Annotated in this window: 22 protein-coding genes; 7 read left to right on the top strand and 15 right to left on the bottom strand. The window is 62.9% G+C overall.

Annotated elements, in window-relative coordinates:
• Positions 1 to 47 precede the first annotated feature (47 nt).
• Entirely contained in the window at positions 48 to 332 is a 285-nt protein-coding gene (locus tag LHFGNBLO_RS28290; RefSeq protein ID WP_258602567.1) for a hypothetical protein, read from the top strand.
• Positions 333 to 453: 121 nt separating this feature from the next.
• Positions 454 to 1,443 carry a glycosyltransferase gene (locus LHFGNBLO_RS28295; protein WP_258602568.1) on the top strand — a complete coding sequence of 330 codons (990 nt, stop codon included), beginning with the start codon at positions 454 to 456 and terminating at the stop codon, positions 1,441 to 1,443.
• A gap of 463 nt (positions 1,444 to 1,906) precedes the next feature.
• Here LHFGNBLO_RS28295 and LHFGNBLO_RS28300 read toward each other — a convergent pair whose 3' ends face one another.
• On the bottom strand, positions 1,907 to 2,128 hold the full coding sequence (locus LHFGNBLO_RS28300) for a hypothetical protein (RefSeq protein ID WP_258609935.1): 222 nt from the start codon (positions 2,126 to 2,128) through the stop codon (positions 1,907 to 1,909).
• A 735-nt stretch (positions 2,129 to 2,863) separates the two neighbouring features.
• Here LHFGNBLO_RS28300 and LHFGNBLO_RS28305 point away from each other — a divergent pair.
• Positions 2,864 to 3,472 carry a cysteine hydrolase family protein gene (locus LHFGNBLO_RS28305; RefSeq protein WP_258602569.1) on the top strand — a complete coding sequence of 203 codons (609 nt, stop codon included), beginning with the start codon at positions 2,864 to 2,866 and terminating at the stop codon, positions 3,470 to 3,472.
• Between the two features lie 202 nt (positions 3,473 to 3,674).
• Here LHFGNBLO_RS28305 and LHFGNBLO_RS28310 read toward each other — a convergent pair whose 3' ends face one another.
• From LHFGNBLO_RS28310 to LHFGNBLO_RS28325, 4 genes are all read right to left on the bottom strand, one after another.
• Positions 3,675 to 4,082 (bottom strand): hypothetical protein, encoded by a 408-nt coding sequence (locus LHFGNBLO_RS28310; RefSeq protein ID WP_258602570.1) that lies wholly within the window; start codon positions 4,080 to 4,082, stop codon positions 3,675 to 3,677.
• 192 nt (positions 4,083 to 4,274) lie between these two features.
• Complete coding sequence (locus LHFGNBLO_RS28315; protein ID WP_258602571.1) at positions 4,275 to 5,162, bottom strand: hypothetical protein; 888 nt, start codon at positions 5,160 to 5,162, stop codon at positions 4,275 to 4,277.
• A 251-nt stretch (positions 5,163 to 5,413) separates the two neighbouring features.
• Complete coding sequence (locus LHFGNBLO_RS28320; protein WP_258602572.1) at positions 5,414 to 5,650, bottom strand: hypothetical protein; 237 nt, start codon at positions 5,648 to 5,650, stop codon at positions 5,414 to 5,416.
• A 111-nt stretch (positions 5,651 to 5,761) separates the two neighbouring features.
• Positions 5,762 to 6,244 carry a MarR family winged helix-turn-helix transcriptional regulator gene (locus tag LHFGNBLO_RS28325; protein ID WP_258602573.1) on the bottom strand — a complete coding sequence of 161 codons (483 nt, stop codon included), beginning with the start codon at positions 6,242 to 6,244 and terminating at the stop codon, positions 5,762 to 5,764.
• A gap of 297 nt (positions 6,245 to 6,541) precedes the next feature.
• Here LHFGNBLO_RS28325 and LHFGNBLO_RS28330 point away from each other — a divergent pair, with 297 nt between their 5' ends.
• Complete coding sequence (locus tag LHFGNBLO_RS28330; protein ID WP_258602574.1) at positions 6,542 to 7,363, top strand: alpha/beta fold hydrolase; 822 nt, start codon at positions 6,542 to 6,544, stop codon at positions 7,361 to 7,363.
• A 47-nt stretch (positions 7,364 to 7,410) separates the two neighbouring features.
• Here the strand turns inward: LHFGNBLO_RS28330 and LHFGNBLO_RS28335 are convergent, their stop codons facing one another.
• A complete protein-coding gene (locus tag LHFGNBLO_RS28335; RefSeq protein WP_413774652.1) occupies positions 7,411 to 7,824 on the bottom strand; it encodes a YkvA family protein in 414 nt (137 codons plus the stop codon).
• Positions 7,825 to 7,996: 172 nt separating this feature from the next.
• Between LHFGNBLO_RS28335 and dinB the strand changes: the two genes are divergently transcribed.
• From dinB to LHFGNBLO_RS28350, 3 genes are all read left to right on the top strand, one after another.
• Positions 7,997 to 9,244, top strand: a complete 1,248-nt coding sequence (gene dinB / locus LHFGNBLO_RS28340; RefSeq protein WP_258602576.1) for a DNA polymerase IV — start codon at positions 7,997 to 7,999, stop codon at positions 9,242 to 9,244.
• A gap of 99 nt (positions 9,245 to 9,343) precedes the next feature.
• Positions 9,344 to 9,787, top strand: coding sequence for an SRPBCC family protein (locus tag LHFGNBLO_RS28345; protein ID WP_258602577.1), 444 nt, complete (start codon positions 9,344 to 9,346; stop codon positions 9,785 to 9,787).
• 283 nt (positions 9,788 to 10,070) lie between these two features.
• The gene (locus LHFGNBLO_RS28350; protein WP_258602578.1) at positions 10,071 to 10,166 is read left to right on the top strand and encodes a putative RiPP precursor; all 96 of its coding nucleotides are present in this window, start codon (positions 10,071 to 10,073) and stop codon (positions 10,164 to 10,166) included.
• 411 nt (positions 10,167 to 10,577) lie between these two features.
• Here the strand turns inward: LHFGNBLO_RS28350 and LHFGNBLO_RS28355 are convergent, their stop codons facing one another.
• From LHFGNBLO_RS28355 to minD, 9 genes are all read right to left on the bottom strand, one after another.
• Positions 10,578 to 11,534 carry a hypothetical protein gene (locus LHFGNBLO_RS28355; RefSeq protein ID WP_258602579.1) on the bottom strand — a complete coding sequence of 319 codons (957 nt, stop codon included), beginning with the start codon at positions 11,532 to 11,534 and terminating at the stop codon, positions 10,578 to 10,580.
• A 371-nt stretch (positions 11,535 to 11,905) separates the two neighbouring features.
• A complete protein-coding gene (locus LHFGNBLO_RS28360) occupies positions 11,906 to 13,012 on the bottom strand; it encodes a sugar-transfer associated ATP-grasp domain-containing protein (RefSeq protein WP_258602580.1) in 1,107 nt (368 codons plus the stop codon).
• A 17-nt stretch (positions 13,013 to 13,029) separates the two neighbouring features.
• Positions 13,030 to 13,911 carry an EamA family transporter gene (locus LHFGNBLO_RS28365; protein ID WP_258602581.1) on the bottom strand — a complete coding sequence of 294 codons (882 nt, stop codon included), beginning with the start codon at positions 13,909 to 13,911 and terminating at the stop codon, positions 13,030 to 13,032.
• 185 nt (positions 13,912 to 14,096) lie between these two features.
• Positions 14,097 to 14,378, bottom strand: a complete 282-nt coding sequence (locus LHFGNBLO_RS28370; RefSeq protein WP_258602582.1) for a hypothetical protein — start codon at positions 14,376 to 14,378, stop codon at positions 14,097 to 14,099.
• A gap of 455 nt (positions 14,379 to 14,833) precedes the next feature.
• Positions 14,834 to 16,492 (bottom strand): outer membrane protein, encoded by a 1,659-nt coding sequence (locus LHFGNBLO_RS28375; protein ID WP_258602583.1) that lies wholly within the window; start codon positions 16,490 to 16,492, stop codon positions 14,834 to 14,836.
• A 404-nt stretch (positions 16,493 to 16,896) separates the two neighbouring features.
• Positions 16,897 to 17,976: a histidine kinase dimerization/phosphoacceptor domain -containing protein gene (locus LHFGNBLO_RS28380; protein WP_258602584.1), complete on the bottom strand. Its 1,080-nt coding sequence runs from the start codon at positions 17,974 to 17,976 to the stop codon at positions 16,897 to 16,899.
• Positions 17,977 to 18,345: 369 nt separating this feature from the next.
• On the bottom strand, positions 18,346 to 20,544 hold the full coding sequence (locus tag LHFGNBLO_RS28385) for a diguanylate cyclase (RefSeq protein ID WP_258602585.1): 2,199 nt from the start codon (positions 20,542 to 20,544) through the stop codon (positions 18,346 to 18,348).
• Between the two features lie 499 nt (positions 20,545 to 21,043).
• On the bottom strand, positions 21,044 to 21,316 hold the full coding sequence (gene minE, locus LHFGNBLO_RS28390) for a cell division topological specificity factor MinE (protein WP_258602586.1): 273 nt from the start codon (positions 21,314 to 21,316) through the stop codon (positions 21,044 to 21,046).
• Positions 21,313 to 22,128, bottom strand: coding sequence for a septum site-determining protein MinD (gene minD, locus LHFGNBLO_RS28395; protein ID WP_258602587.1), 816 nt, complete (start codon positions 22,126 to 22,128; stop codon positions 21,313 to 21,315). The genes minE and minD overlap by 4 nt, the downstream gene beginning before the upstream one ends.
• Positions 22,129 to 22,169 lie beyond the last annotated feature (41 nt).

Here is a 22,169-nt window from a genome sequence, read left to right on the forward strand (position 1 = left end):
CAATCATGAGTTCAAAGACGAGGCAAGTTCCAGACAAGGAGGCCAAGATGGAACCGCGCAGAAAGCCGCGAACCAACGACGAGGTCGAAGCCCCAGCGCCGGAGCAGCAGGACTGGCCAGCAACGGAGCGGGACCCGATCCGGGGCGCGAAAATCCTGCCCGATAGCGTGCCGGAAGACGAAGGCGCCGACATAGACGAAGACGGCGAACTACCCGACGAGGACGACGACAATGCCTACCAGAACAGCGACGAGGCCTTGCCTGACGACGCCGAGGAAGCCGCCATTGCACGCGACCCTGCCAGGCGCGGCAGGCCTTTCGATGAAGTGTGAGCGAAGCGTCAGCCTGCGCTACAGGGTCTGACGGGAACGCTGGCAGCTTTTTCGTGCGGATGGCTGCAAAGGCCGGCGCAATCGGGTATGGCTGCGGCCTCAGGGCCGGGGTAACGAAGACATGGTGCGCGAAAGCTATTCGATCGTCGTCGAGATGGAGAATGCCGGGACCATCGACTGGCATGAGGTCGGCGTCGGCATCGCCGCACTTGCCCGCGAGATAAAAGCCGCGACCGATCTCGGATATGCGGCAAAGCCGCAAGTGATCTTCGTCCATCCCGGAGAGGTCGGCGAGACGCCGCTTCTGCAAGGCGAGATCACCGCCAGGGTGCCGGAGCTCGGCATGGCCGCGACGGTGGTCTTCGCCGCTTTGCCAGACGGGCGCTATTACGAGCTGAAGAACCGCGGGATTGCCGAGGCGACGGGCGACATCGTCATTTTCAACGATTCCGACACCGTCGCCGAGCCGGGCTGGCTGCCGGCCTTGCTGCAGCCGTTCCGGGATGCGCGCACGGTGGCGGTGAACGGCCATACCTATCTTGGCCATGACGACTTTGCCTCGCGGACCTTCGCACTGCTGTGGATCTTTCCACTTCGCGACCAGGACCGGCGCTTTGCCGCCAAACGCGCGATGAATGCCAACAATTGCGCGCTCAGGCGAAGCTGGCTCGCCAGCCATCCCTTTCCGCAAAACAACGGCTTCAAGGTCTCCTGCACGCTGCTGAACCAGCAATTGCGGGCAGAGGGCCATGACATGGTCAGGGTCGAGGCGCTGGCCAGCCACTATCCGCCGCGCGGCTTGAGGTTCTTTGTGTGGCGGGCGCTGGTCACCGGCCGCGACGCGGACCGCAAATACGCCGCCCTGACCTCCATCTCGCGCCCCGCGCGCATGGCGAAGGCGCTGCGGCGCTTGGCCTCCGAATCCTGGCGCGTCAGCCTGCGCATTGCCGTCCACGCGCCCGGCACCGGCATGCCGGTCTGGCAGGTGCCTTTGGCCATGGCCGCCGGCCTGGCTTTCAACAGCCTGGTTTTCGTCGGCCAGTTCGGCCTGGCGGCCGGCCTGACGAGAGACGATGTCGAACGGATTCCGGCTTTTGTCGGCCACAGCTGACCGCAACCATCGACAAGCAAAAACCCCGCCGGCTGGGCCAGCGGGGTGAACTCTGGGCGAACGCTACCGGATCGGCAATGCGCTCGACCTTTCCGTCGCTCAGGCAAGAGCAACGGCCAGCCGAACTTAAAGCGCGTCGCGCTGAAACGGATTCAGTCGACGCGCTTCAAGCCTTTGTCTTTACGCATGTCGTTGTCCCAAAACCGCTGCTTTTGGGCGACATGCATTGCGTTCGATCAGCGGGACGATATCGCCGCAATCACCGTCGATAGCTTCTCGCGCTTGGTCAGCACCGGCTTTTCGTAGATTCTTTTCATCGCCACCCCCACCCGTTTCGGTTGCGAGGAGCAACACGCGCGGCAACCGCATTGTCAAGCCGCCGGCCAGGCATCGACGAGCAATGACGCTCCAACGGCACAAATCCTCGCATTTTCAGGGGGGATGATCGCCGTGCAACCGGCTGTCAATTCGACGGGGTATCGCCCAGCGCTTCGGTAACGAAGGACGCGGCGATCAGGTCGTCGGGATCGAGGCGTAGGGAGCCTTCGCCATTCCCCATGATGGCAGCAACCTTGTGGAAGGTTTTCATCTCATTCTCGGTAATCCGGGCGTTTCGCATCCTGGCCGTCAGATCGACGACACGCTTCCCCAATGCGGGAGACGTTCCGATTTCTCGTTTCGACATGGTGTATTGCTCCTCCCCCACCTGTTTTGCCTCCCCGCCCTCTTCGCTTGCCATGTCTGCCTGAGGCATCGCGAATAGGCCCGAACGTGCGTTGCGATGGATGGTTCCGGTCAAACGGTCACGAAATAATACAGAAGAAGCCCAGCGGTCGGGGGTCGGCGACGCGGTGACGACTTGCGTGACAACCACAGGCTGCAGTCCAGGCCAAGTATCCCTGTGCCGGCGTGGCATTTCGTTCTTGGAGTTTTCCGATTCGACTTGGACCCCGCCCAATATCGCAATCGCCCTATTTTGCATCTTCCACAGAGCGGGCACGGATCGAGGAGATCAGCTCGTCGACCCGCTGCACCGCCGGGGTTGAGGGCTTCGCTAGCCGGCGAAGCGACCGTGCCTCCAGGTGACTGTCGTAGATCCGCCTCAGCACATCGCGGGCCGCCTTGGCGCGCTGCCATGGGCGACCGAGAAGGATACATCCTCCCAGGGCCGCCGGCGCATCGGCGACGTCATCCCACACCGTCCATGTGCCGGACGGTTCCGGGTGACAGCGAAATCTAGGTTGGCGATCTTCCATGGCGGTAAACGGCCAGGACAACCGATGGTTCGGTCTGGCATGGCGAAGTGGTTAACCGCCGTTCAGGCATCGCAACAGGCAATGCCACCGCTGCGGCAAGGAACGAGGGCACGCCGTCGGCGTTTCAGCAATCTCCTCCAAGCCGCAATCGGAAAGACGCACGGATGTCCGCTCAAGGCCTTGCATACGGACCGATCGGGGATCGCAGCGTCCATCTGTGCGTCGATATGCAGAGATTATTTGCCGAACCCTCGCAATGGGCAACCCCGTGGATTTCACGCGTTCTTCCCGTCATCGAGACCATTGTCGACAGACATCGCCGCGAGACCGTGTTCACACGCTTCTTGCCGGCGCAACGGCCCGGGCAAGGCGTGGGAACCTGGAAGCGCTACTATGAGCGCTGGGCTTCGATGACGATCGAGACCATTGGGCCGGAGATGATCGAGTTGCTGCCGTCGCTGGCGCGGTATTGCCCGCCGGCAATTGTGGTCGACAAGCATGTCTATTCGCCATGGCCTGAAGGCAAGCTGCAAGCGCATCTGGCGGCACGCGGCGTCGACACGGTGATCGTCACCGGTGGCGAGACGGATGTGTGCGTGCTTGCCACCGTGCTCGGTGCTATCGACCTTGGCTACCGGGTGGTTCTTGTTACTGACGCGCTGTGCAGTTCCTCGGACGCGACCCATGACGCGTTGCTGACGGTCTATCACCAAAGATTTGGCCAGCAGGTCGAGACGGTCGAGATGGAGACACTGCTGTCAAACTGGCCGTAAGTCCTGATCCTGAGCAAACGGGCTGTCCTCCAGGACCGCTGGACGAGAACGCCGGCGCGGACGCAGTGCCGCTAGTGCCTCTTGAGTGTGGCCAGTCGATCAATGTTTCACCGGCGTCACGCAGCGTCGCCACGTCGCGTCATGATCAGGCCAAGAAGCGCGGGGATGACCGATAGATTCAGCCCCGCGTCCTGACGTGGCTTCAGCGCAAGGCCGAAGGTATCCCCGAGGCCGAGCGCTGGGTTTCGGGCGAGAAGACCACGAAAGCAAAGACCAGCACGGCAGCGGCGACAATCAGCGAGCCGCCGGCGACGATCGGCTCAAGCGCCGGGTTGCCCTGCAGCATCAGGTACAGAGCCGGCAACATGATCACCAGGCCAAGCGTGTAGAGCCCGTAGTGGATCATGGCGATCCGGCGCTCGGCCTTTGCCGGATTGAGCGCGTAGTAGCCACCGAAGATCGCGCTGGTGACCCATCCCAGAAGATTGATGTGCGCGTGCGCCGGGAAGGTGCCGTGATTGCCAGAGATCGCCATCTCCAGGCCGGCCGCGATCCCCACGATGAGAAACACCACGGCTGTTTTGAAAAAAAGCTCCGAAATTCTAGGCATGTCATTTTCTCCCCAATGTCGAACCCCGACATTGGGGAGAGTATATCAGCGATCAGAGATTTTCCATGCCGTACCTGGGGTTAGCAGCCTCTTCCCCCCGTGATCGCATGGCGAAACGGGAATGAAGTGGCGCAGCCAGCCAACAAAAATGCCGCCGTGTCGAAACCCGGCGGCAAATCTTGGTCTCAGGCACTATTCGGTGGTCGTCGGCTCCAGAGGATCAGCCGGAGCAACCGGATCGGTTGCCGCTGCCGCTTGAGCCGCTTCCAGCTTGTCGGCCACCTCGTCGATCTTGTCGGCAAGCACATCCTTGGCCCAGTCCGTGACCTCTGCGTCGACGGGCTTGTTGGCCATGTCGGCAAGTGCTGCGTCAAGCGATGCGTCGTCGGTGCCGACAGCTGCTTCGTCAGCCTCTTTCTGGGCCGCGGCAGCCGCTGCTTCGGCATCCGAGACCGCGGTTTCCTGTTCCGCGATCTGCGCTTCCAGGGCCGCCGGCTGCTCATCCTCCGGCAGTGCGGCGACTTGTTCGGGCGTCAGCGCATTCACCTCGTCCAGTTTCGCATTCAGGGCGTCCAGTTTGGCCTGGGCGTCGACCGCCGCAGCGGCCGCCTTTTCAGCCGCGGCCACGGCGAGCTGGGCGCTGGCGGACGCCATCACAAAGGCCTGGACGGCAGCGAATTTCGGGCTCTTGGAATTCATATAGGCGTTGACGTTGCGCTGCAGCGAGTTCAGCCGGCCAAGCTTGGCGTGGATGTTTTTCTCCTTGGGCAAGGCGGCGACTTCAACGTCATCCACGGCGACCACCGTCGCGGCCTTCTTGCCTGACTTGGTCGATGCTGACTTGGTCAATGCTGACTTGGCCGATGCCGACTTGCCATGCGCGCTGCTCTTGCCGGAATTGCTGTGCGTGCCGCTCTTGCCGGAATTGCCGCCGCCGTTGCCGCCCCCGCCCCCATTGCCACCGCCGTTGCCGTGGCCACCACCGTTACCACCACCATTGCCGCCGGCGCCGGCCAATGCCGGCGATGCCATGAGTGCGAACGCGGCAAGCGCGGCGAAAAGTGTCTTTCTGGATGTCATGATTCCTCCTCCTGGATCGCACCACCGCAGGATCAATGTAGAACACGAACATATCGAAATGCTAATGCATATCGTAGAAACTTTAGACAAATGCGACGCTGGGCTGCTTGCCAAACCGATTCGGCAAATCGCCACAACCGATTGAAATTGCTTATAAATGTCGGCGACACCTGAAGTCACAATCGCTTCAGCAGTTGGCTGCGCATCCGGATCGGACTTCGCCGCAATTCGCGGGTGGCCGTGGACGAGGCCTACGGTGTTCGCAGGATGTCGGCGCCCGCCTGTTCGTCGAACAGAACCGCGCAGCCGCGCTCCAGCGCCACCGTCGACAGGGCGTTGGCCACCGTCTCGTCCGGCGACACGAAATCCCCGGTCAGCACCCGCAACTCTTCCACCGCCCTGGCCATCGACACCAAGTGCCCGGCGGCGCGGCCGGTCGCGCAGGCGTCGACGACGCAAACAAGATCGATGATTTCGAAGTCGCCCATGGTCAGGCTCCACAAACAACGTCCCTTCATTTCCATGCTATGAACGCTGCTGCGATCGACAATGTTCCCGGTGGAACACTCTTTGTTGCGCGGTGGGTGCGGCGCCCCCGTTCAGGCGCGGCTATGGTCTTCCAGGGCATTGCGAAGAGCGGCGATCTCGCTGCGGAGCCGGCGCAGTTCGTCGATCTCCAGGCCCGACGCTTCAAGGATGCAAGCGGGCACCGCCCTCGCCTTTTCGCGGATCGCTCGCCCCTTGTCGGTCAGCCGCACCCGCACCTGGCGTTCATCGTTCGGATCACGGGTTCGCCTGATGTGGCCCAACGCCTCCAGCCGCTTGAGCAAAGGCGTCAGCGTGCTTGATTCGAGGAACAGCTTTTCGCCGAGACTTCCGACCGTCTGATCGTCCCGCTCCCACAGCAGGACCATCGCCAGATATTGCGGATAAGTCAGCCCGAGTTCGTCCAGCAGCGGCTTGTAGACGCGATTGAAGGCATGGCTGGCGGAATAGACCGCGAAACACAGGAACTCGCTCAGTCGCAACGCGTCGTCCTGATCCTGGGCATCGGATTTCGGCGGAGTTTTCTGGGCGGCCATGCTGAACCTCATCAAGCGTTCGTGAATATATATCGTGCGCGATCTTATCGCAAGCGCTTGACATCGGTGCAGCGGCATTTTATATCGCGCACGATCTAATCGTGCGATAAAAACAAGACGACCACACAGGAGGAAGCCCTGCCCGTCACCTCGTCCGATCAACCTCGACCCACCGGCACCATCTCGCGGCGGCAGGTCATGCTCGCCGGTTTGGCGACGCTGCCGTTGATTGCCGCACTCGGCTCGACCGCCGCGACCGGCGGTTCCGCAACCTCTCATCAGCAAGGAGCAAGGACCATGAGCACCATCACCACCAAGGACGGAACCGAAATCTACTACAAGGACTGGGGAGCGGGTCAGCCGGTCGTCTTCAGTCATGGCTGGCCGTTGAGCAGCGATGCCTTCGAAGACCAGATGTTCTTCCTGGCCTCGCATGGCTACCGCGTCATCGCCCATGACCGCCGCGGCCACGGCCGGTCGAGCCAGCCATGGCATGGCAACGACATGGACACTTATGCCGATGACCTCGCCGAACTGGTGCAGCAACTCGACCTCAAGGACGCCATCCATGTCGGCCATTCCACCGGCGGCGGCGAAGTCGCCCGCTATATCGGCCGCCACGGCACCGGGCGGGTGGCAAAGGCGGTTCTGATCGGCGCGGTTCCGCCGCTGATGCTGAAGACGGCGGCCAATCCCGGCGGTTTGCCGATCGATGTCTTCGACGGCATCCGCACGGGCGTGCTGAGCGACCGCTCGCAGTTCTTCAGGGATTTGACCATGCCGTTCTACGGCTACAACCGGCCCGGCGCGAAAGTTTCGGAAGGCGTGCGCGATGCCTTCTGGCTGCAAGGCATGATGGCCGGCATGCCCGCCAGCTATTTCTGCATCAAGGCATTTTCGGAGACCGACCAGACCGAGGATTTGAAGAAGTTCGACAAGCCGACCCTGATCCTGCATGGCGACGACGACCAGATCGTGCCGATCGCCGACTCGGCGCTGCTGTCGGCGAAGCTGGTCAAGGGCGCGACGCTGAAGGTCTACAAGGGCGGTTCGCACGGCCTGTGCACCACCCAGAAGGATGAGGTGAACGCCGACCTCCTCACCTTCATCAAGGGCTGATGACCCAGGCGCCGCGCGTCTGGGCGCGCGGCGTCATTCCCGGTGTTCTAGCGACGGGGCCAGAACAGCCAGGCCAACCAGGCAGCCAACGCCAGCCAGATGAGTGCTATCGCGGCCATGCCGAGATAGCTCTTCGGTCGAGCCTCGCGCTGGATCGCCTCTTGCCGGAATTCGTCCATCAGCGATGCGGGGATGAGCTTGACCACAAGCAGGATGCCGAGCGGCACGATGATGAGGTCATCGAGGTAGCCGAGCACCGGAATGAAATCCGGTATCAGGTCGATCGGGCTCAGCGCATAAGCGGCAACGGCGCCGGCAGCAAATTTTGCATACCAGGGCACGCGCGGATCCCGGGCTGCGATCCAGAGCGCAACCACGTCGCGCTTGATGCCGCGCGCCCAAGTCTTGAGAGAGGAAAGCACTGCCCAAACTGCCGTCGGTCTGCAACGCCCGCGCTTCATCGAACGGGATGCAGTTCGGCAATAGCCGACCATCCCCGGAATTTCAAACGGGCTGCGTATCGCTGGATCGCCTGCTTGACAACGAGTCCTGTTTGTTCTCTATTTGTTCGCAAAACTGCCCCTTCAAAACAGACGCGGCTCATGCTGCAACGCCGCAAAGGCGAACGGTCGGATGGAAACCAGCGCTACCATCCTGCATGCGGATCTCGACGCCTTTTACGCTTCGGTCGAGCAGTTGCTCGATCCATCCTTGCGCGGCAAACCGATTGCCGTCGGCGGCGGTGTGGTGCTGGCAGCCTCCTACGAAGCCAGGGGTTTCGGCGTGCGTGGCGGCATGCCTGGGCGCAAGGCCCGCGAACTCTGCCCGCAGCTGCTCTTCGTCGGCGGTCATTTCAGTGACTACCAGCGGCTCGGCGACGCCGCCATAAAAGTGCTCGCCGATTTCACGCCTTTGGTCGAGCGGATTTCCATCGACGAGGCTTTTGCCGACGTCGCCGGCTGCACGCATCTGTTCGGTTCGCCGGAAGAGATCGCCGCCACGGTGCGGCGCCGTGTGCGGGCGGAACTCGGCCTGCCGATCTCGATCGGCGTGGCGCGCACCAAGCATCTGGCCAAGATCGCCTCGCAAGTGGCAAAACCCGACGGGCTGGTGGTGGTCGATCCCGCCGGCGAGCTCGCCTTCCTGCACGATTTGCCGGTCGGGCTGATGTGGGGCGTCGGACCGGCGACCAAGGCGCGGCTGGCCGAGATCGGCGTCGAGACCATTGGGCAATTGGCGAAGACGCACAGCGGGGCGCTGCAGCGGCTGCTGGGTCCGGCCGCCGGCGAAAAGCTCGCCGCGTTGGCGTGGAACCGCGACCCGCGAAAGCTGGTGACACATCGCCGGGCGCACTCGGCCGGCGCCCAGTCGGCGCTTGGCAGGAAACCGGCCGAAGAAAAAATCTTCGTGCCGGTGCTGCTGCATCTGGCCGACCGCGTCGCCAGCCGGCTGCGGGCCAAGGCGCGGCCCGGCCGCACGGTGACGGTGCGCGTGCGCTTCGCCGACCTTCGCGCGGTGACGCGCTCGGTGACATCAGACCAGCCGATTTCGGCCACCGCGATGCTGGCCGAGATCGCCGAGGATCTGGTGCGCGGCGTGCTTGCCGCGCACCCGGGCGAGAAGACCATATCGCTGCTGGCGATTTCGGTGTCGCAGCTCGAGGAAAGTGCCGAGCTGCAGCTGGAATTGCCGCTCGGTCTCGACGACGACAAGCGGAGGCCCGGCACCAAAAAGGGCCTGGCGCGGTTTGGCGCCGACCGCGCCGTCGACAAGATCCGCCAGCGCTTCGGCAAGGACGCCGTCGGCTACGGCGCGGTGGCGCTGGAAGCGGCGCGTTCGGTGCCCGACGCGTTCCGGGAATTGGCGGAGAAAGAGCTGTGAGGTCTGCGGACACGCTTTCAAAAAATTCGCCACTCGTGTCGGATTGGCCGAGTCCCGCTCGTCCTAGGAGTACAAATCGCTAATCATAGGAGAAACGATATGCCCAGCACCGTACGCCTGCACCGCGTTCTGACAACCAGCCCGGAAAAGGTCTATCGCGCATTCATAGAGGCGGATGCGCTGGCGAAATGGCTTCCGCCCAATGGTTTCACCTGCACGGTTGATCATCTGGAGGCAAAAGTCGGCGGTACATTCAAAATGTCCTTTCGAAACTTCACGACGGGCAACAGCCACGCATTTGGCGGCGAGTATCTCGAGCTCGTTCCGGGTGAACGCGTTCGCTACACGGACAGATTCGACGATCCCAACCTGCCGGGCGAGATACAGGTCACCGTGACATTGAAGAAAGTCTCTGTCGGCACGGAGCTGGACATCACGCAGGCGGGCATACCGGACGCCATTCCAGCCGAGGCCTGTTATCTCGGCTGGCAGGAGTCGCTGCGAAACCTGGCAAAGCTCGTCGAACCCGAGATCAATCAATAGAGGATGATCGCGAAACGCCATGCGGCCCGACTGTGACATTGGAGGATGTCTCAGTCGGCCCCTAGCGGGTTTCTGGCGCGATTTCGAAGATTTATGCCCCGACAGCACCATTCTTGCGACCCCAGGGGAAGATGCAAATGAGGCAGAATCCGGGGTGTCAGAATGGCTCCGCGGCATGCGGTTGTAGTTAAGCCTCCTCGTTACTTCTGGTGGACGGAGCATGGCGGCGCGGTTGACAGCACCGGCATGTCTGTCATTATCGCGTGACATTGGAGTGGGAAAAATGAAGAAGACCTATTCGAAGCCAGTGCTTTTGAAAAAGGGCAAGCTGTCGCTCATCACGGCAAACGCTCCGGCTTCCGTCATTCTTCCGGCTTAAGCTTAGCGGGCAACCCAGAGGGGTTGCCTGTGGTGACCTTGGGATAGCATGTGCGCCACTCAGCTGGCGTCCGACATTATCCTGCGACATTGGAGAGTGGGAAAATGAAGAAGACCTATTCGAAGCCAGTGCTTGTGAAAAAGGGCAAGTTGTCGCAAATCACGGCAAACGCTCCGGCTTCCGTCATTCTTCCGGGATAAGTCTAGCAAGCAACCCGGATCGTCCGGAAGGGTTGCCTGTGGTGACCTTGGGATAGGATGTGCGTCACTGTCTTGAGTATCAGCTGACGTCCGATATTCCCCGCGACAAGGAGCTTTTGAAAATGAAGAAGACCTACTCAAAGCTGCTTGTGAAAAGCGGCAAGCTGTCGCAAATCACGGCAAATGCTCCAGCCTCCGTTACGATTTAAGCTCAGCGAGTAACCACCAGATCGTCCAGCACGAGTTGCCAGTAGTGCCTCGTGGAAAAGCGCACGCGCGTCACCTGCGCGAGCATCGGCGCGTAGCGAACGGGCGTCAGCGCCGAGAGCGTGACGGCATCGCTGGCGATCAGCCGGTCTCCAAGCCAGCTCTCCACCAGGGCAACTTCCCCCTCGGACTTTGAACTCGCCGCAGCCAGAACGACCGAGTGAAATCCGAACGGCATATCGCTGCCGAATTCGGCCGGGTGTCCGCTGCTGGTATAGCAGGAGTGCTCTCCCGACACGTTGCCGTTCACATAGCCTTCGGCGTTGTTCACGTAGTCGCGCGAAATCGCATTCAGGTTGAACCAGGTGAACCCGGCATAACCGGATGGCACTTTTCGCAAGCCGCGCGTGGTGACATCGTCGAAACCGATCGTTTGCAGCGGCGCGTCGTTGGCGATGACGGCGATTTCGGGCGAGAGCAGGCCAAGGTCGGTCGGATAGGGTGACAGGGCCAGCCTGCGCGCGACGCCGCGGCCGGCGACGTCGATCGCGTCCGCATCGTCTGGGAGATCCAGGCGAAAATCGGCTGCATCGCCAAGCGAATGCACCGCCACGACCTTACCGTTCCTGGTTGCCGAGACGGTCGCCGCCACATGGTCCGCCACGCGCCCGCTGAGGCGCCGTATCGGGAAAAGACCGACCGGCTGCAGCATCGCGTCCGAAACCAATCCCGTGGGCGAGCCGGCCAGCGGCTGAAAGTGCTGCGACTGGACCTCGTTGGCGCTGTTCGTGCGCCAGCCGGGTGGGATCGAAACCGTGAACCGGTAGGTACCAGGAGAATGGATGGGCACTTTGCTGCGCTTGTAGGAAACGCCGAAATTGGCAAAGCCGTTGTTGTTGGTCCTCGCCGCCGATTTGAAGCGACCGCTGCTGTCGTGCAGCCTGACCATGATGCCGGCCATGGGCCGGTCGCCAAGCCCGTATCTGCCATCGCGATCGACATCGAAATAGACAAATGACGAATGGTTGAGGATGCTTCGGCTGCGCGACCAATCCTGGCGCAAGGGGTAGTCGTGCGCCGGATTTACACGAAGCCGGGCCTTGCGACGAATACGCGCGTGCCGCCAGAACCAGGCGAGACCCGCCAGGATGACGGCGAGGGCCAGCGCGGCGAAGACGGTTGGCTCAGGCACAGTTGTCAGTCCCCGGCGTGCTCATTCGAACCTCCTGCGATGGGCCATGTTCATACATCGATTCTCCCGTTTGCAGACCAATCGAGCCGCCGACCGTGCAGGCGAAGCATGACAGGGCCCCCGCCACCGACCGCGCGGCCTTACATGCGCATTTCGGCCCAGAAGCCGCGCTGCTCGGCGGTCTGTTTCAGGCTGCCGTGGCATTGATGGATGTCCAGGCCCGGGCCGGTGTTGGCCTCGACGATGACGATGCCGGCCTGCGTCAGGGCAACATCCCAGCCGACGAGGCCGGGATAAGGCAACAGGCCCGCTAGCCTCAGCATCGCCGATTTGACGGCCTGCCAGTCAGGTATGGTGGCGCCGCGAATCTGGACGCCGCTTTCGGGATGCGCTTCAAGGGAATCCCGCCGTCTGGTCCGCGCATTGTAGAACAGGCCGGCAGCCAGAACGCCGCTGTCGACGTCCACGCGGGCGGCGAGGCCGCCCCTGCCCGTTTGCCAGTTGTCGGTGGGATAGGTTGCCGGCCGGCCCATCTTCATCGTGGCCGCGAGCAAAGCTGCCCGGTGGTCCGAAAAGTGCGTGCCGGTCAGCACGCGCAGCGTGTTCAATGTCCGGGGAAAATAGGCTTGACTCCACGGTCCCTGCGCGATGACGTCCGAGACGATATAGCCGGTGGGATCGCTCCGGGAAAAGCCATCCAGCCATTGTCGTGGCTCGACGCGATCGCCGTTGACGAGGATGCCGTCCGGCACCTGGACCAGCCTCATGGCACCTTTCCCTTTGCCCTCGCCTGCGGGTTTCAGAAACAGTTCGCCTTTTTCGGCGAGAAGCGACAACAGCGCATCCAGCTCGAGGATTTCGCCAGTGAGGCTTATGAGCTGTCGCCCGGCAAGATAGTGGGTGGTCGGCGGCGCCACCGACGGCATGACACGGTCGAGCCAGAGTTTTTGATCCAGCTTGTTGAAAAGTGCCTGCGCGAGGCGGGCGTTGAAGGTCGCCTTGCGTCGCCTTTCCAGGGTGAAGTTGAAGAAGTCATGCTCGCGGTAGGCCCGGTCTTCCAGCATCACCAGGCCTTTGGATGGATGGCCCTTGAGCAGGCTGCGCAGCCGCCAGCCAAGCGTCGGAGCGGAACCGGAAAATTCCACCTTGAGAAACGCTTTGTAAAACAACCATCGATGCACAATCGACATGTCCACCCCCGTGCCCCGGGGCAGATTAACGATTTTCGCAGACAATTCACGCGCCATCCGTCGCGCCGGTTCGCCTATTCGGGCGACGGCACCGGCGGCTTCGTCGTCACGGCGGCGCCGAAGGCCGCGGCAACCACGGCGGCGATGCCTGCCAGTTGCAGGCCGCCCAGGATTTCATGCAGGAACAGGAAGCCTGCCAGCGCGCCCAGCGCCGGCTCCAGGCAGGTCAGCGTGCCGTAGAGCCTGGCCGACATCCGGGTCAGCGCCAGCATCTCCAGCCATAGCGGCAGGGCGCTGGAGAACAGCCCGACGACCAGCGCGCTGGCGAGGATCGACGGTGCGACCAGCGCCGGCCCCGCCTCAGCCACGCCGAACGGCAGCGACAGCACGGCGGCAATGGCCATGCCGTAGGCCGTGGTCAGGCCGCCAAGTTCGGGGCCCGCCTTCTGCGCAATGATGATGTAGAGCGCCCAGCAGCCGCCGGCCGCCAACGCCAGCATCACGCCGGTCGGATCGAGCGCCTGGCGCGAATGGACGAAGGGCGACAAAAGCACGATGCCGGCGACAGCCAGCGCCACCCAGGCAAAGTCGACGCCGCGCCGGGACGAGAACGTCGCCACCAGAAGCGGGCCGGAAAATTCGAGCGCCACCGCGATGCCAAGCGGAATGGTGGTGAGCGCCGCATAGAACATAAGGTTCATCGCGGCGAGCGTCACCCCGTAGGCGAGCAGCCAGGGCCAGACCGCGCGCGACGGCCGCACCCGCCACGGCCGCAGCACGGCGGCCAGTATCAGCGCGCCGACGACAAGCCGCAGCGCCGTGGTGCCTTGAGCGCCGACCAGCGGAAACAGGCCCTTGGCGAAGGTGGCGCCAATCTGGATCGACACCATGGCGCCGAGCAGTGCGGCGATGGGCAAAGGTCCCGCTTCGGGTTCGGCGGTTGGCGTCGACGTCAATTGGTTTCATCCTCCCATGCCGCCTTGAGCGAGCGTGGGAGCTATGGCCTCGTCCGCCGTGCCTGTCGTGAGGCACGGGAGACTGCCTGATGGGGCAAGCGTGCGAAGGTCCAGCACGAACCAGAAGCTGCTCCATCTCCGACGGAATCAAGATGGGCCCTGGAGCGAGGCCGGTTTGGTCGATATCAGTGCGGCGCGCCGCCGGGTGAGTGCAGGAGTCTCCAGGTCGAGCCGACACGACCGTTGAACAGAGATGCAAAATGTTTGGCGGCGACGTTCTCCAAGCCATCATCGACAAGAGCCTCAATGCTTCGTCGCATCAAGGCGTGCTGCATCTCGCGAGCGTGGTCTACGTCTGGCTCTCGCATTATTTCCATGACGTGGTAGGCCACGACAGGCTGGCCGAGGCAAGACAACAGCGTGCTCGCTTCGGCTGTCGCCGCTGCAACTGCTTCTTCGATCTTCATTCTGGCGCTCCTCATCGAACATGATGGTGGCGCCTCCCGGTGAGACGACGGTATTCCGTCGCTTCCTTTTTTCAATTTCGGCTGTCGCGCACGAGCGAAAGCGGCAGGTGCGCCAGTGGAACAATGCTCCCTTGTCTCATGCTCCTGGAGCAGCTCGCCTCTTCACCAATCAGTATCCTCCAAGATACAATTAAAGGCGATCACATAGTTAATTGATGGTTAACGGGAACGCTCGAATCCTAAGCGTTTGGTGGCGACGTGGTAGGCTCGCCTTGCGCCAGAAGCGGACTCCCTCAACGACTTCGATTCCGGCGCCGCGGATAGTCTGCCTGATCTCTCCGGTCGTTCGGTGTGTGATTGGAACATTCGGCCCGTTGGAGGGGCGAGGACTTGCCGCCCCCGCCACTTGAAAGAACGGTGATCGCAGCCGCCGTCTCAGCCCGGCCGCGCCGTCCTCAGAACTGGTAGATCGCGGTCAGGCGAACGGTCTGGTTGGACAGGTCGACCTTGCTGCCGGGACTGACGAAGGCGTTGGTGGTGATGTCGCCGATGGTGCCGCCGAAACCGGCGCCGCCGACGGCGATATCGATCGACTTGTACTGGTCATAGAGATATTCGGTGCGCAACCTCAGATGCTCGCTGGCCTTGAGCTCGACGCCGCCGCCGATCGAAAATCCATAGATGGTCTCCGAGAGACCGGACCTCTGGACGCTCGCGGCGCCGGCCAGCGGCGTGCTTGGCGAGTCGACGACGACGCCGAAAATGCTGGCGCCATAGAGATCGGGGCTCTTGCCGACGGCAAGGCCGCCGGAGACGAAGCCGAGCAGCGCCGGCGAGATCTCGTAGCCAGCCGTCATCCTGACATGGCCCAGCGTCTTGACCTCGTCGAAGTACAGCTTGGTGCCGATGCACTCGGCATGCCCGGAGCCGAGCTCGACAAAATTGATCAGCGGGGTCAGGCATTCCGGGCCGCCGATATCGCGTGGGCGGCTGAAGCCGTTCTTGAATTCGAGGTCGCCCTCGACGCCGAGCACGATGCGTCCCCATTGATGGGCATAGCCGGCGACGAGGTGGCCGCCCGTCGAATCGCCCTCATATTCGTTGGAGGGCCTGACATCGAGCGAGCCGCCGGTGACGTTGTTTTGCATATGGAGTTGGTTGGTGGCGTTGGGAAAGCCGACCTTCTGGCGGTTCATCGACAGGCCGCCGCCGAAATAGACGCCCGACCAGTCGCTCATGAGATAGGCCGGCATTTCGGCCGGCTGCTCCTCGGCGAATTGGTAGATGGCGGAAAGCCGCACGGTGTGGCTGGAATAGTCGACGCGATTGCCCGGGCTGGTGAAGGCGTTGGTCGTCACCTCGCCGATGGTGCCGCCGAAGCCGGCGCCGCCAACTGCAATGTCCTGGCCCTGGTATCTGTCGTAGAGATATTCGCCGCGCAGCATCAGCCCGTGGCCGACCTTGACCTGCAGGCCGCCGCCGACGGTGAAACCATAGATGGTCTCGCCCATGTTGGACCTCTGGACGGTCGCAGCGCCGACAAGCGGTGCGCTCGGCGAGTCGAGGACGAAACCGCCGGCGCTGGCGCCGATCACCTCCGGGCTCTTGCCGATGGCGAGGCCGCCAGTCGCGAAAGCCAGCACCGTCGGCGTCACCTCAACGCCGAGCAGGCCGCGGACATGGCCCAGCGTCTCGACATCGTCGAAGAAGGTGCTGAGACCGACGCAGCCGAAATTGCCTGGCGTGAAGACGGGCGTATTGCCGCAAGCCGGGATGCCGGGGGTGCGGCCGGCGGAGAAGGACGGCCCGAACTCGTAGTCGGCCTCGGCGCCGAACACGAACCGGCCCTTCTGGAACAAATAGCCGGCCAGCACATGGCCGCCGATGGTGTTGCCGACGTGATCGAGGTCAGGGACCTGCTCGAAGTTCCCGAGGCTCGGCGGGGTGGTGTCGACCATTGTCATGCGGTCGATACCGTTGGGAAAAGCGACGGTGTTTTCCCGCAGGGATACGCCGCCACCGACATAGACGCCCGACCAGTCGCCAGCTGTGACAGGACAGGCAGCTGACATCAGCAATGCAGCGGCCAGCGCAATTCTGCTAAAATATCTCATGATGTCCCCCGACAATTCTGTCGTGGTAGCATGCGGTCGCGCGAGTCCGGTATGACGAAAATGCCACACATAGTTGCAAAAGCCGAGGATAGACTGAGTGCTCCTATTACAAGATCAGAAAACGTTGCTTCAAAATTCGACTTCCCGACACCACTAAACTCGGAAATATATGAACTACCTTCGACTGTATTCGATGAGCAATATTTGAATCGATAAAGTAAAAAAGCAAATGCTTATTTAAGAATCCTTGCATGTAACGGGAATGGCGGCCGGGCGAGATGATGGATCGTCAGTGATCGCAGCAACGATCCGGCCGGAGACGCGGGTGAGGAGCGTGACCTGCAGCCATCGCGCGCTGGACGTTACATCCGGAAAGGCGGTGCAGGACTGCGCGAAGGTCTGACCTAGGCGGCGGCAACCGATCGCTTGAAGACGATCGTGACCTTCGTTCCTTCGCTGGCGCTGGAATTGACGTCGAAATGCGCCTTGGCGTTCTCGGTCAGCGAGCGCGCGATGAGCGCGCCGAGCTTGCCGGCCTTGGGCCATGTCTGGCCTTCCGGCAGGCCGATCCCGTCATCCGCAACGATGACCCGGCAGCCGTCGCCATCGACGATGCTGTGCAGCGTTATCGTGCCGCCCTCGCGCCCCTGGAAGGCATGTTTGAGCGCATTGGTCAGCAGTTCGTTCACGACCAGCCCGGTCGGCATGGCGACGTTGATCGAGACCGGATAGGTATCCACCTTCATGTCGAGGCGAATGCCTTCAACCGCATGCGAGGCCATCACCGCGGACGCGATCTGGCTGAGATAGACGCCGAGATCGACCTCGTCCTTCTGCTCGTCGGCCGACAGCGTCTGGTAGAGGATCGCCAGCGCGTCGACACGGCCTGCGAGCCTCTCGAAGCGCTTCTGATCCGGTTCTGTTGCGTTGCGGGTTTCCAGGCGGATCAGCGCGGTGATCATCTGCAAATTGTTTTTCACCCGGTGCTGCAGTTCGCGCAGCAGCGTGTCTTTCTCGCGGACGCGCTCCTCCACAGACCGCGCATCCTCCGTCTCGCCATGAGCCGATACGTCGACCAGCGCCACCAGCCGGAAGCAGACCTTGCCGTTGTCGTCCTCGATGACATTGGAGTAAACGTCGACGATCGCCGGCTTGTCGTCGCGCTCCAGACGGAAGGTGCCAACAAAATCGGTCTCCTCGACAACGGCCTCGGCCAGCGGCCGGTCCTTGTTTTGGTGGAGGCCCGTGCCTGAAAGGGCCGCCCAGTTTTCGCGGGTAAGCCTGGCTGCCTTCAGCTCCGACAGCTTCTCGAATTCCGGATTGGCATAGACGACACGTTCGTTCGCGTTCAGGTCTGAAACCGCAATGGCGATCGGCACCTGGTCGAGGAATCTCTTGAACTGTTCGCTTTCCAGCGCGGTGGCAAGGTCAGGTGTATCGAGCAGTTGCTCGACCGCCTCGGCCTTCTCTGGATCCAATGTCATCTGGGGCCTGTGCTGTGCATGGGGGGTCATCAGTATCAGCGATGCACCCTGCCCGCCATCACCAAACGCCGACCGGGTCTGCGGCCGACCTTCAAGCTCATGATGGCAATATGGTTTTTCGTGTCAGCCTCACACCCTGAACATCGCATCCGCAAAGCCGTCGCAGAGGAACGGGACGACGGTCCTGACCTTGCCCGGAGCCACCTTCGGGGGGATCGAACAGCCAGGGAATGCCGCAAAACAGATCAGGAGGGCGAGCTATCCAGAACTTGCACCAATTGAATCAAGATGCGGTTCTATCTTCTTGTTCAAACGTGATCTTTTCCGAACCGGCGATCAGCGGAACGCTTGCCCTGCCCGCAAGCGTCTCTACTTTTTCGGCACTGGTACCAACTGGATTTGCCGCTCGCCGGGGGCGTGGCTGCGCGCGACGAGGACCCGGTCTCGGCCCTCGCCCTTGGCCTCGTAGAGCGCGTGATCGGCGGCATTGGTGAGCTCGGCCCAGCCCGCGCCATGCTCGGGGAAAGCGGCGACCCCGAACGAGACGGTAATGGTGCCCAGCGTGCGGCCGCGATGCGTCAGGTGAAGCTGCCGGATGGCCTGCCGCAGCGCTTCGGCCCGCTCGGCGCCTTCCTCGAGCGAGCATCCCGGCAATACGATGGCGAACTCCTCACCGCCGTAGCGCGACACGACATCGCTGTCCCTGGCATGCTCGATCAAGGTGGCGGCGACCTGCTTCAGGACCAGGTCGCCGGCCTCGTGGCCGAACGTGTCGTTGAACTGTTTGAAATGATCGACGTCGAGCATCATGATCACCAGCGGTTGACCCGAGCGCTCCATCCGGCGCAGTTCACGGCTGCTGGTCTCCTCGAGATAGCGCCGGTTGAAGAGGCCGGTGTTGGGATCGCGGATCGATTGCTGCCGCAGCGTCTCGCGCAGGCGCAGATTGGCGAGCGCCAGCGCCAGCGTGTCGACGACGCCGCGCAGGATCTGCTGCCGTTCAGCCAGCCATTGCGGCTTCTCGGCGGCATTGGGCTCGCACAGATGCAGGATGCCCAGCGTTTCGCCCTGCGCCGCCAGCGGCATGCAGACATAGCCCTTGCCGCCATTCTCGTTGATGTGGGCGCAGCGCGGCGACAGCATGCCCGGGCCGGCGACATGCTCCTGCCCGCGCCGCAACGCCCAGCAATCTTCCGGCGCAAATTGCGTGGCGCTCGAGCGCACGGCGCCCCAATGCGCCACCTCCTCCACCAGATTGCGCGACGCGCTGGTCAGGTGGACGGTTCCGCTCAAGCCGCCGAGGAACTCGGCCATGGCGGTGCCAACCACTGAAAACGCTTCGGGGAAGGTCACGCAGGCCTGCAGCAGTTCGCCAAGCTTGACCAGACGGCTCGTGGTTTCCGACTTCTCGTGCAAAGCAAGGTTAAGCAGTGCCAATTGATCGGCACGCTCGCTCACGACCCCTTCGGCGCGGCGCAGTTCGCTGATGTCGTTGAGCGTCAGCACCAGACCTCCGTCGGACCGGCTCAGCGGACTGCAACTGGCAATCATCGGCACGTGCGAGCCATCCGCCTTGGTCAGGCGCACTTCGCTCTGGTGCTGGCGGCCCGTGGTCAAGGCCCGCTCGACGGGAGACGTGCCGACGGCGAACGCGCCGCCTTTGGGATCATGCATGGTCATGACCGCATCCCACGCCTGCCCGACGATCTTGTCGGCGCGCCGACCGATCATGGCCGTCGCCGCCGGATTGACGCTGGCAATGCGGCCATCGCTGTCGAGGACGGCAATGCCTTCGGCCGCCGTCTCGACGATATCCTCGATATGGGCCCGCGCGGACTGAAGCTCGGCCGCCATCGTGTTGAAGCCCTGCGCCAGCTGCCCGAACTCATCCTTGCGGGTGTGATCGATGCGGGTCATGGCATTGCCCTTGGCCAGCGCTTCCATGCCTCCGGTCATGTCTGCAAGGCCGGCGTTGAAACGGCGCAGCAGCAGCCAGGCGAAGCCTGCCGCAACCAGCACGGCGGCTGCCGCGCTGAGGCCAACCAGCCAAAGCATGTTGTTGGTGCGCTGCTCGGCGGCGCGCAGCAGGGGATCGTATTCCAGCAGCACGGCGCCGATGATCGTATCCTCGGGATGTTCGATCGGCACGGCCAGTATGTCGATGCCTTCGTCAGGATCGGTAAATTTGCGCGGGACACCATCGGCCAAAGTCTTGCCGACTTCGTCGCCGCGGTCGTGATCGAACTTGTCGCCGACCTTGTGTTCCTCGTCGGCAGCATGGGCCAGGAGGACCCTGTTGCGGTCGACGATCAGGAAATCCCTGCGCGAGCGATGGTGCTGATGCTCGAGAAATTCGCGCAGCGCGTCGGGGCGCTCGAGCAGCGAAGGCGAACCATCGGATGATTTGAAGACGATGGTGTCGGCCAGTTCGCGCGCGACGTTGGTCGCCTCGGTCAATCCCAGCGACTGGGTCGCGGCGATCTGCGTAAAAATGCCAACGCCGCCCACCAGCCCGATCAAGGCCGCGGCGGCCACCATGGAGAGAATGATCTGGCTCTTGATGCGCATGTTACCGATTCGTTGCGAACGACGGCATCTTACACGCCGGATCGAGCCTGCGGTTCATCTCCTGTGTTTATTACCAAATGCTTATTAACCTGCTAACGGCGTGGGCCGGGGTGTTGGGGCGTTGGAGAAGTCGCCGGCTGAAAACAGCAGCGCCGCGATCCGTCCCACCCCCCTCTGTCCTGCCGGACATCTCCCCCGCAAGGGGGGAGATCGGATGTCGCCATTGGTTTCGCTAATCGCCGACGTTTGCAAGGAGAGTGTCGCCACAGAAGCTGCCAATCTCCCCCCTTGCGGGGGAGATGTCCGGCAGGACAGAGGGGGTGCTGTCCCGCCGGCGTCAAAAGGTCCGGCGGCGTCGAAGCGTGGATAGACTGGGCTCCCCACCACCCCTTGTGGGGAGGTCGGACCGCAGGTCCGGGCGGGGGTGCTGGCGCCGCCCCCCTCTCCGGCCGCTTCGCGGCCACCTCTCCCCCGCTTTGCGGGGGCGAGGAACCGGGTCCTAGCCCGCCATCGCCAGCGGCATCGGGCTCTTGTTGGGGATCTGGATGTCGATTTCCAGCGTCGACATGGTCTCGCCGCGATCCATCGAGACCTGCAGATAATCCTGGTCGATCTGCACATGGCGGGCAATCACCGCCATGATCTCCTCGCGCAGGATGGAGACGAGGTCGGGCTGGCTGCGGTTGCGGCGCTCATAGGCGAGCAGCACCTGCAGCCGCTCGCGCGCCACCGGCGCGCTGGAGCGCCGCTTGAAGAGGTCGAGCAGGTTCATGCCGCCCTCCTTCCCAACAGCCGGTCGAGGAAGCCCTTGCGTTCGAAGGGCACGACGACCGGCAGGTCCTCGCCCTGAAGCCGCCTGGCGGCGTCGATATAGGCCTTGGCCGCGGAATTCAGCGGATCCGAGAGCGTCACCGGCGAACCCAGGTTGGAGGCGCGCAGCACATCCTGGCTTTCGGGAATGATGCCGAGCAGTGGCGTCGACAGGATTTCCAGCACGTCGTCGATCGAGAGCATTTCGCCGCGTGCGGCGCGCGCTGCATCGTAGCGCGTGACCAGCACATGCTTGGCGATCTGCTCGCCCTTCTCGGCCTTCATGGTGCGGGCGTCGAGCAGGCCGATGATGCGATCGGAATCGCGCACCGAGCTCACTTCCGGGTTGGTGACGATGACCGCCTCGTCGGCAAAGCGCATGGCCAACTGGGCGCCGCGCTCGATGCCGGCCGGGCTGTCGCAGAAGACGTAGTCGAACACCGAGCGCAGCTTGTCGATGACCTCGCCGACGCCTTCCTCGGTCAGCGCATCCTTGTCGCGCGTCTGCGAGGCCGGCAGCAGGAACAGCGTTTCGACCCGCTTGTCGCGGATCAGCGCCTGCGAGAGTTTTGCCGAGCCCTGGATGACGTTGACCAGGTCGAACACCACGCGGCGCTCGGCGCCCATGATCAGGTCGAGATTGCGCAGGCCAACGTCGAAGTCGACGAGGGCCACCTTCTTGCCGGTCTTGGCGACCGCAGCACCCAGGGCCGCCGTCGAGGTCGTCTTGCCGACGCCCCCCTTGCCCGAGGTGACCACCACTACCTTGCCCATGAAAACGCCTCCATTACTGTTCGTTGCATTGCCGGATTGTC

Source organism: Mesorhizobium sp. AR10, assembly GCF_024746795.1.
Taxonomy (GTDB): Bacteria; Pseudomonadota; Alphaproteobacteria; order Rhizobiales; family Rhizobiaceae; genus Mesorhizobium.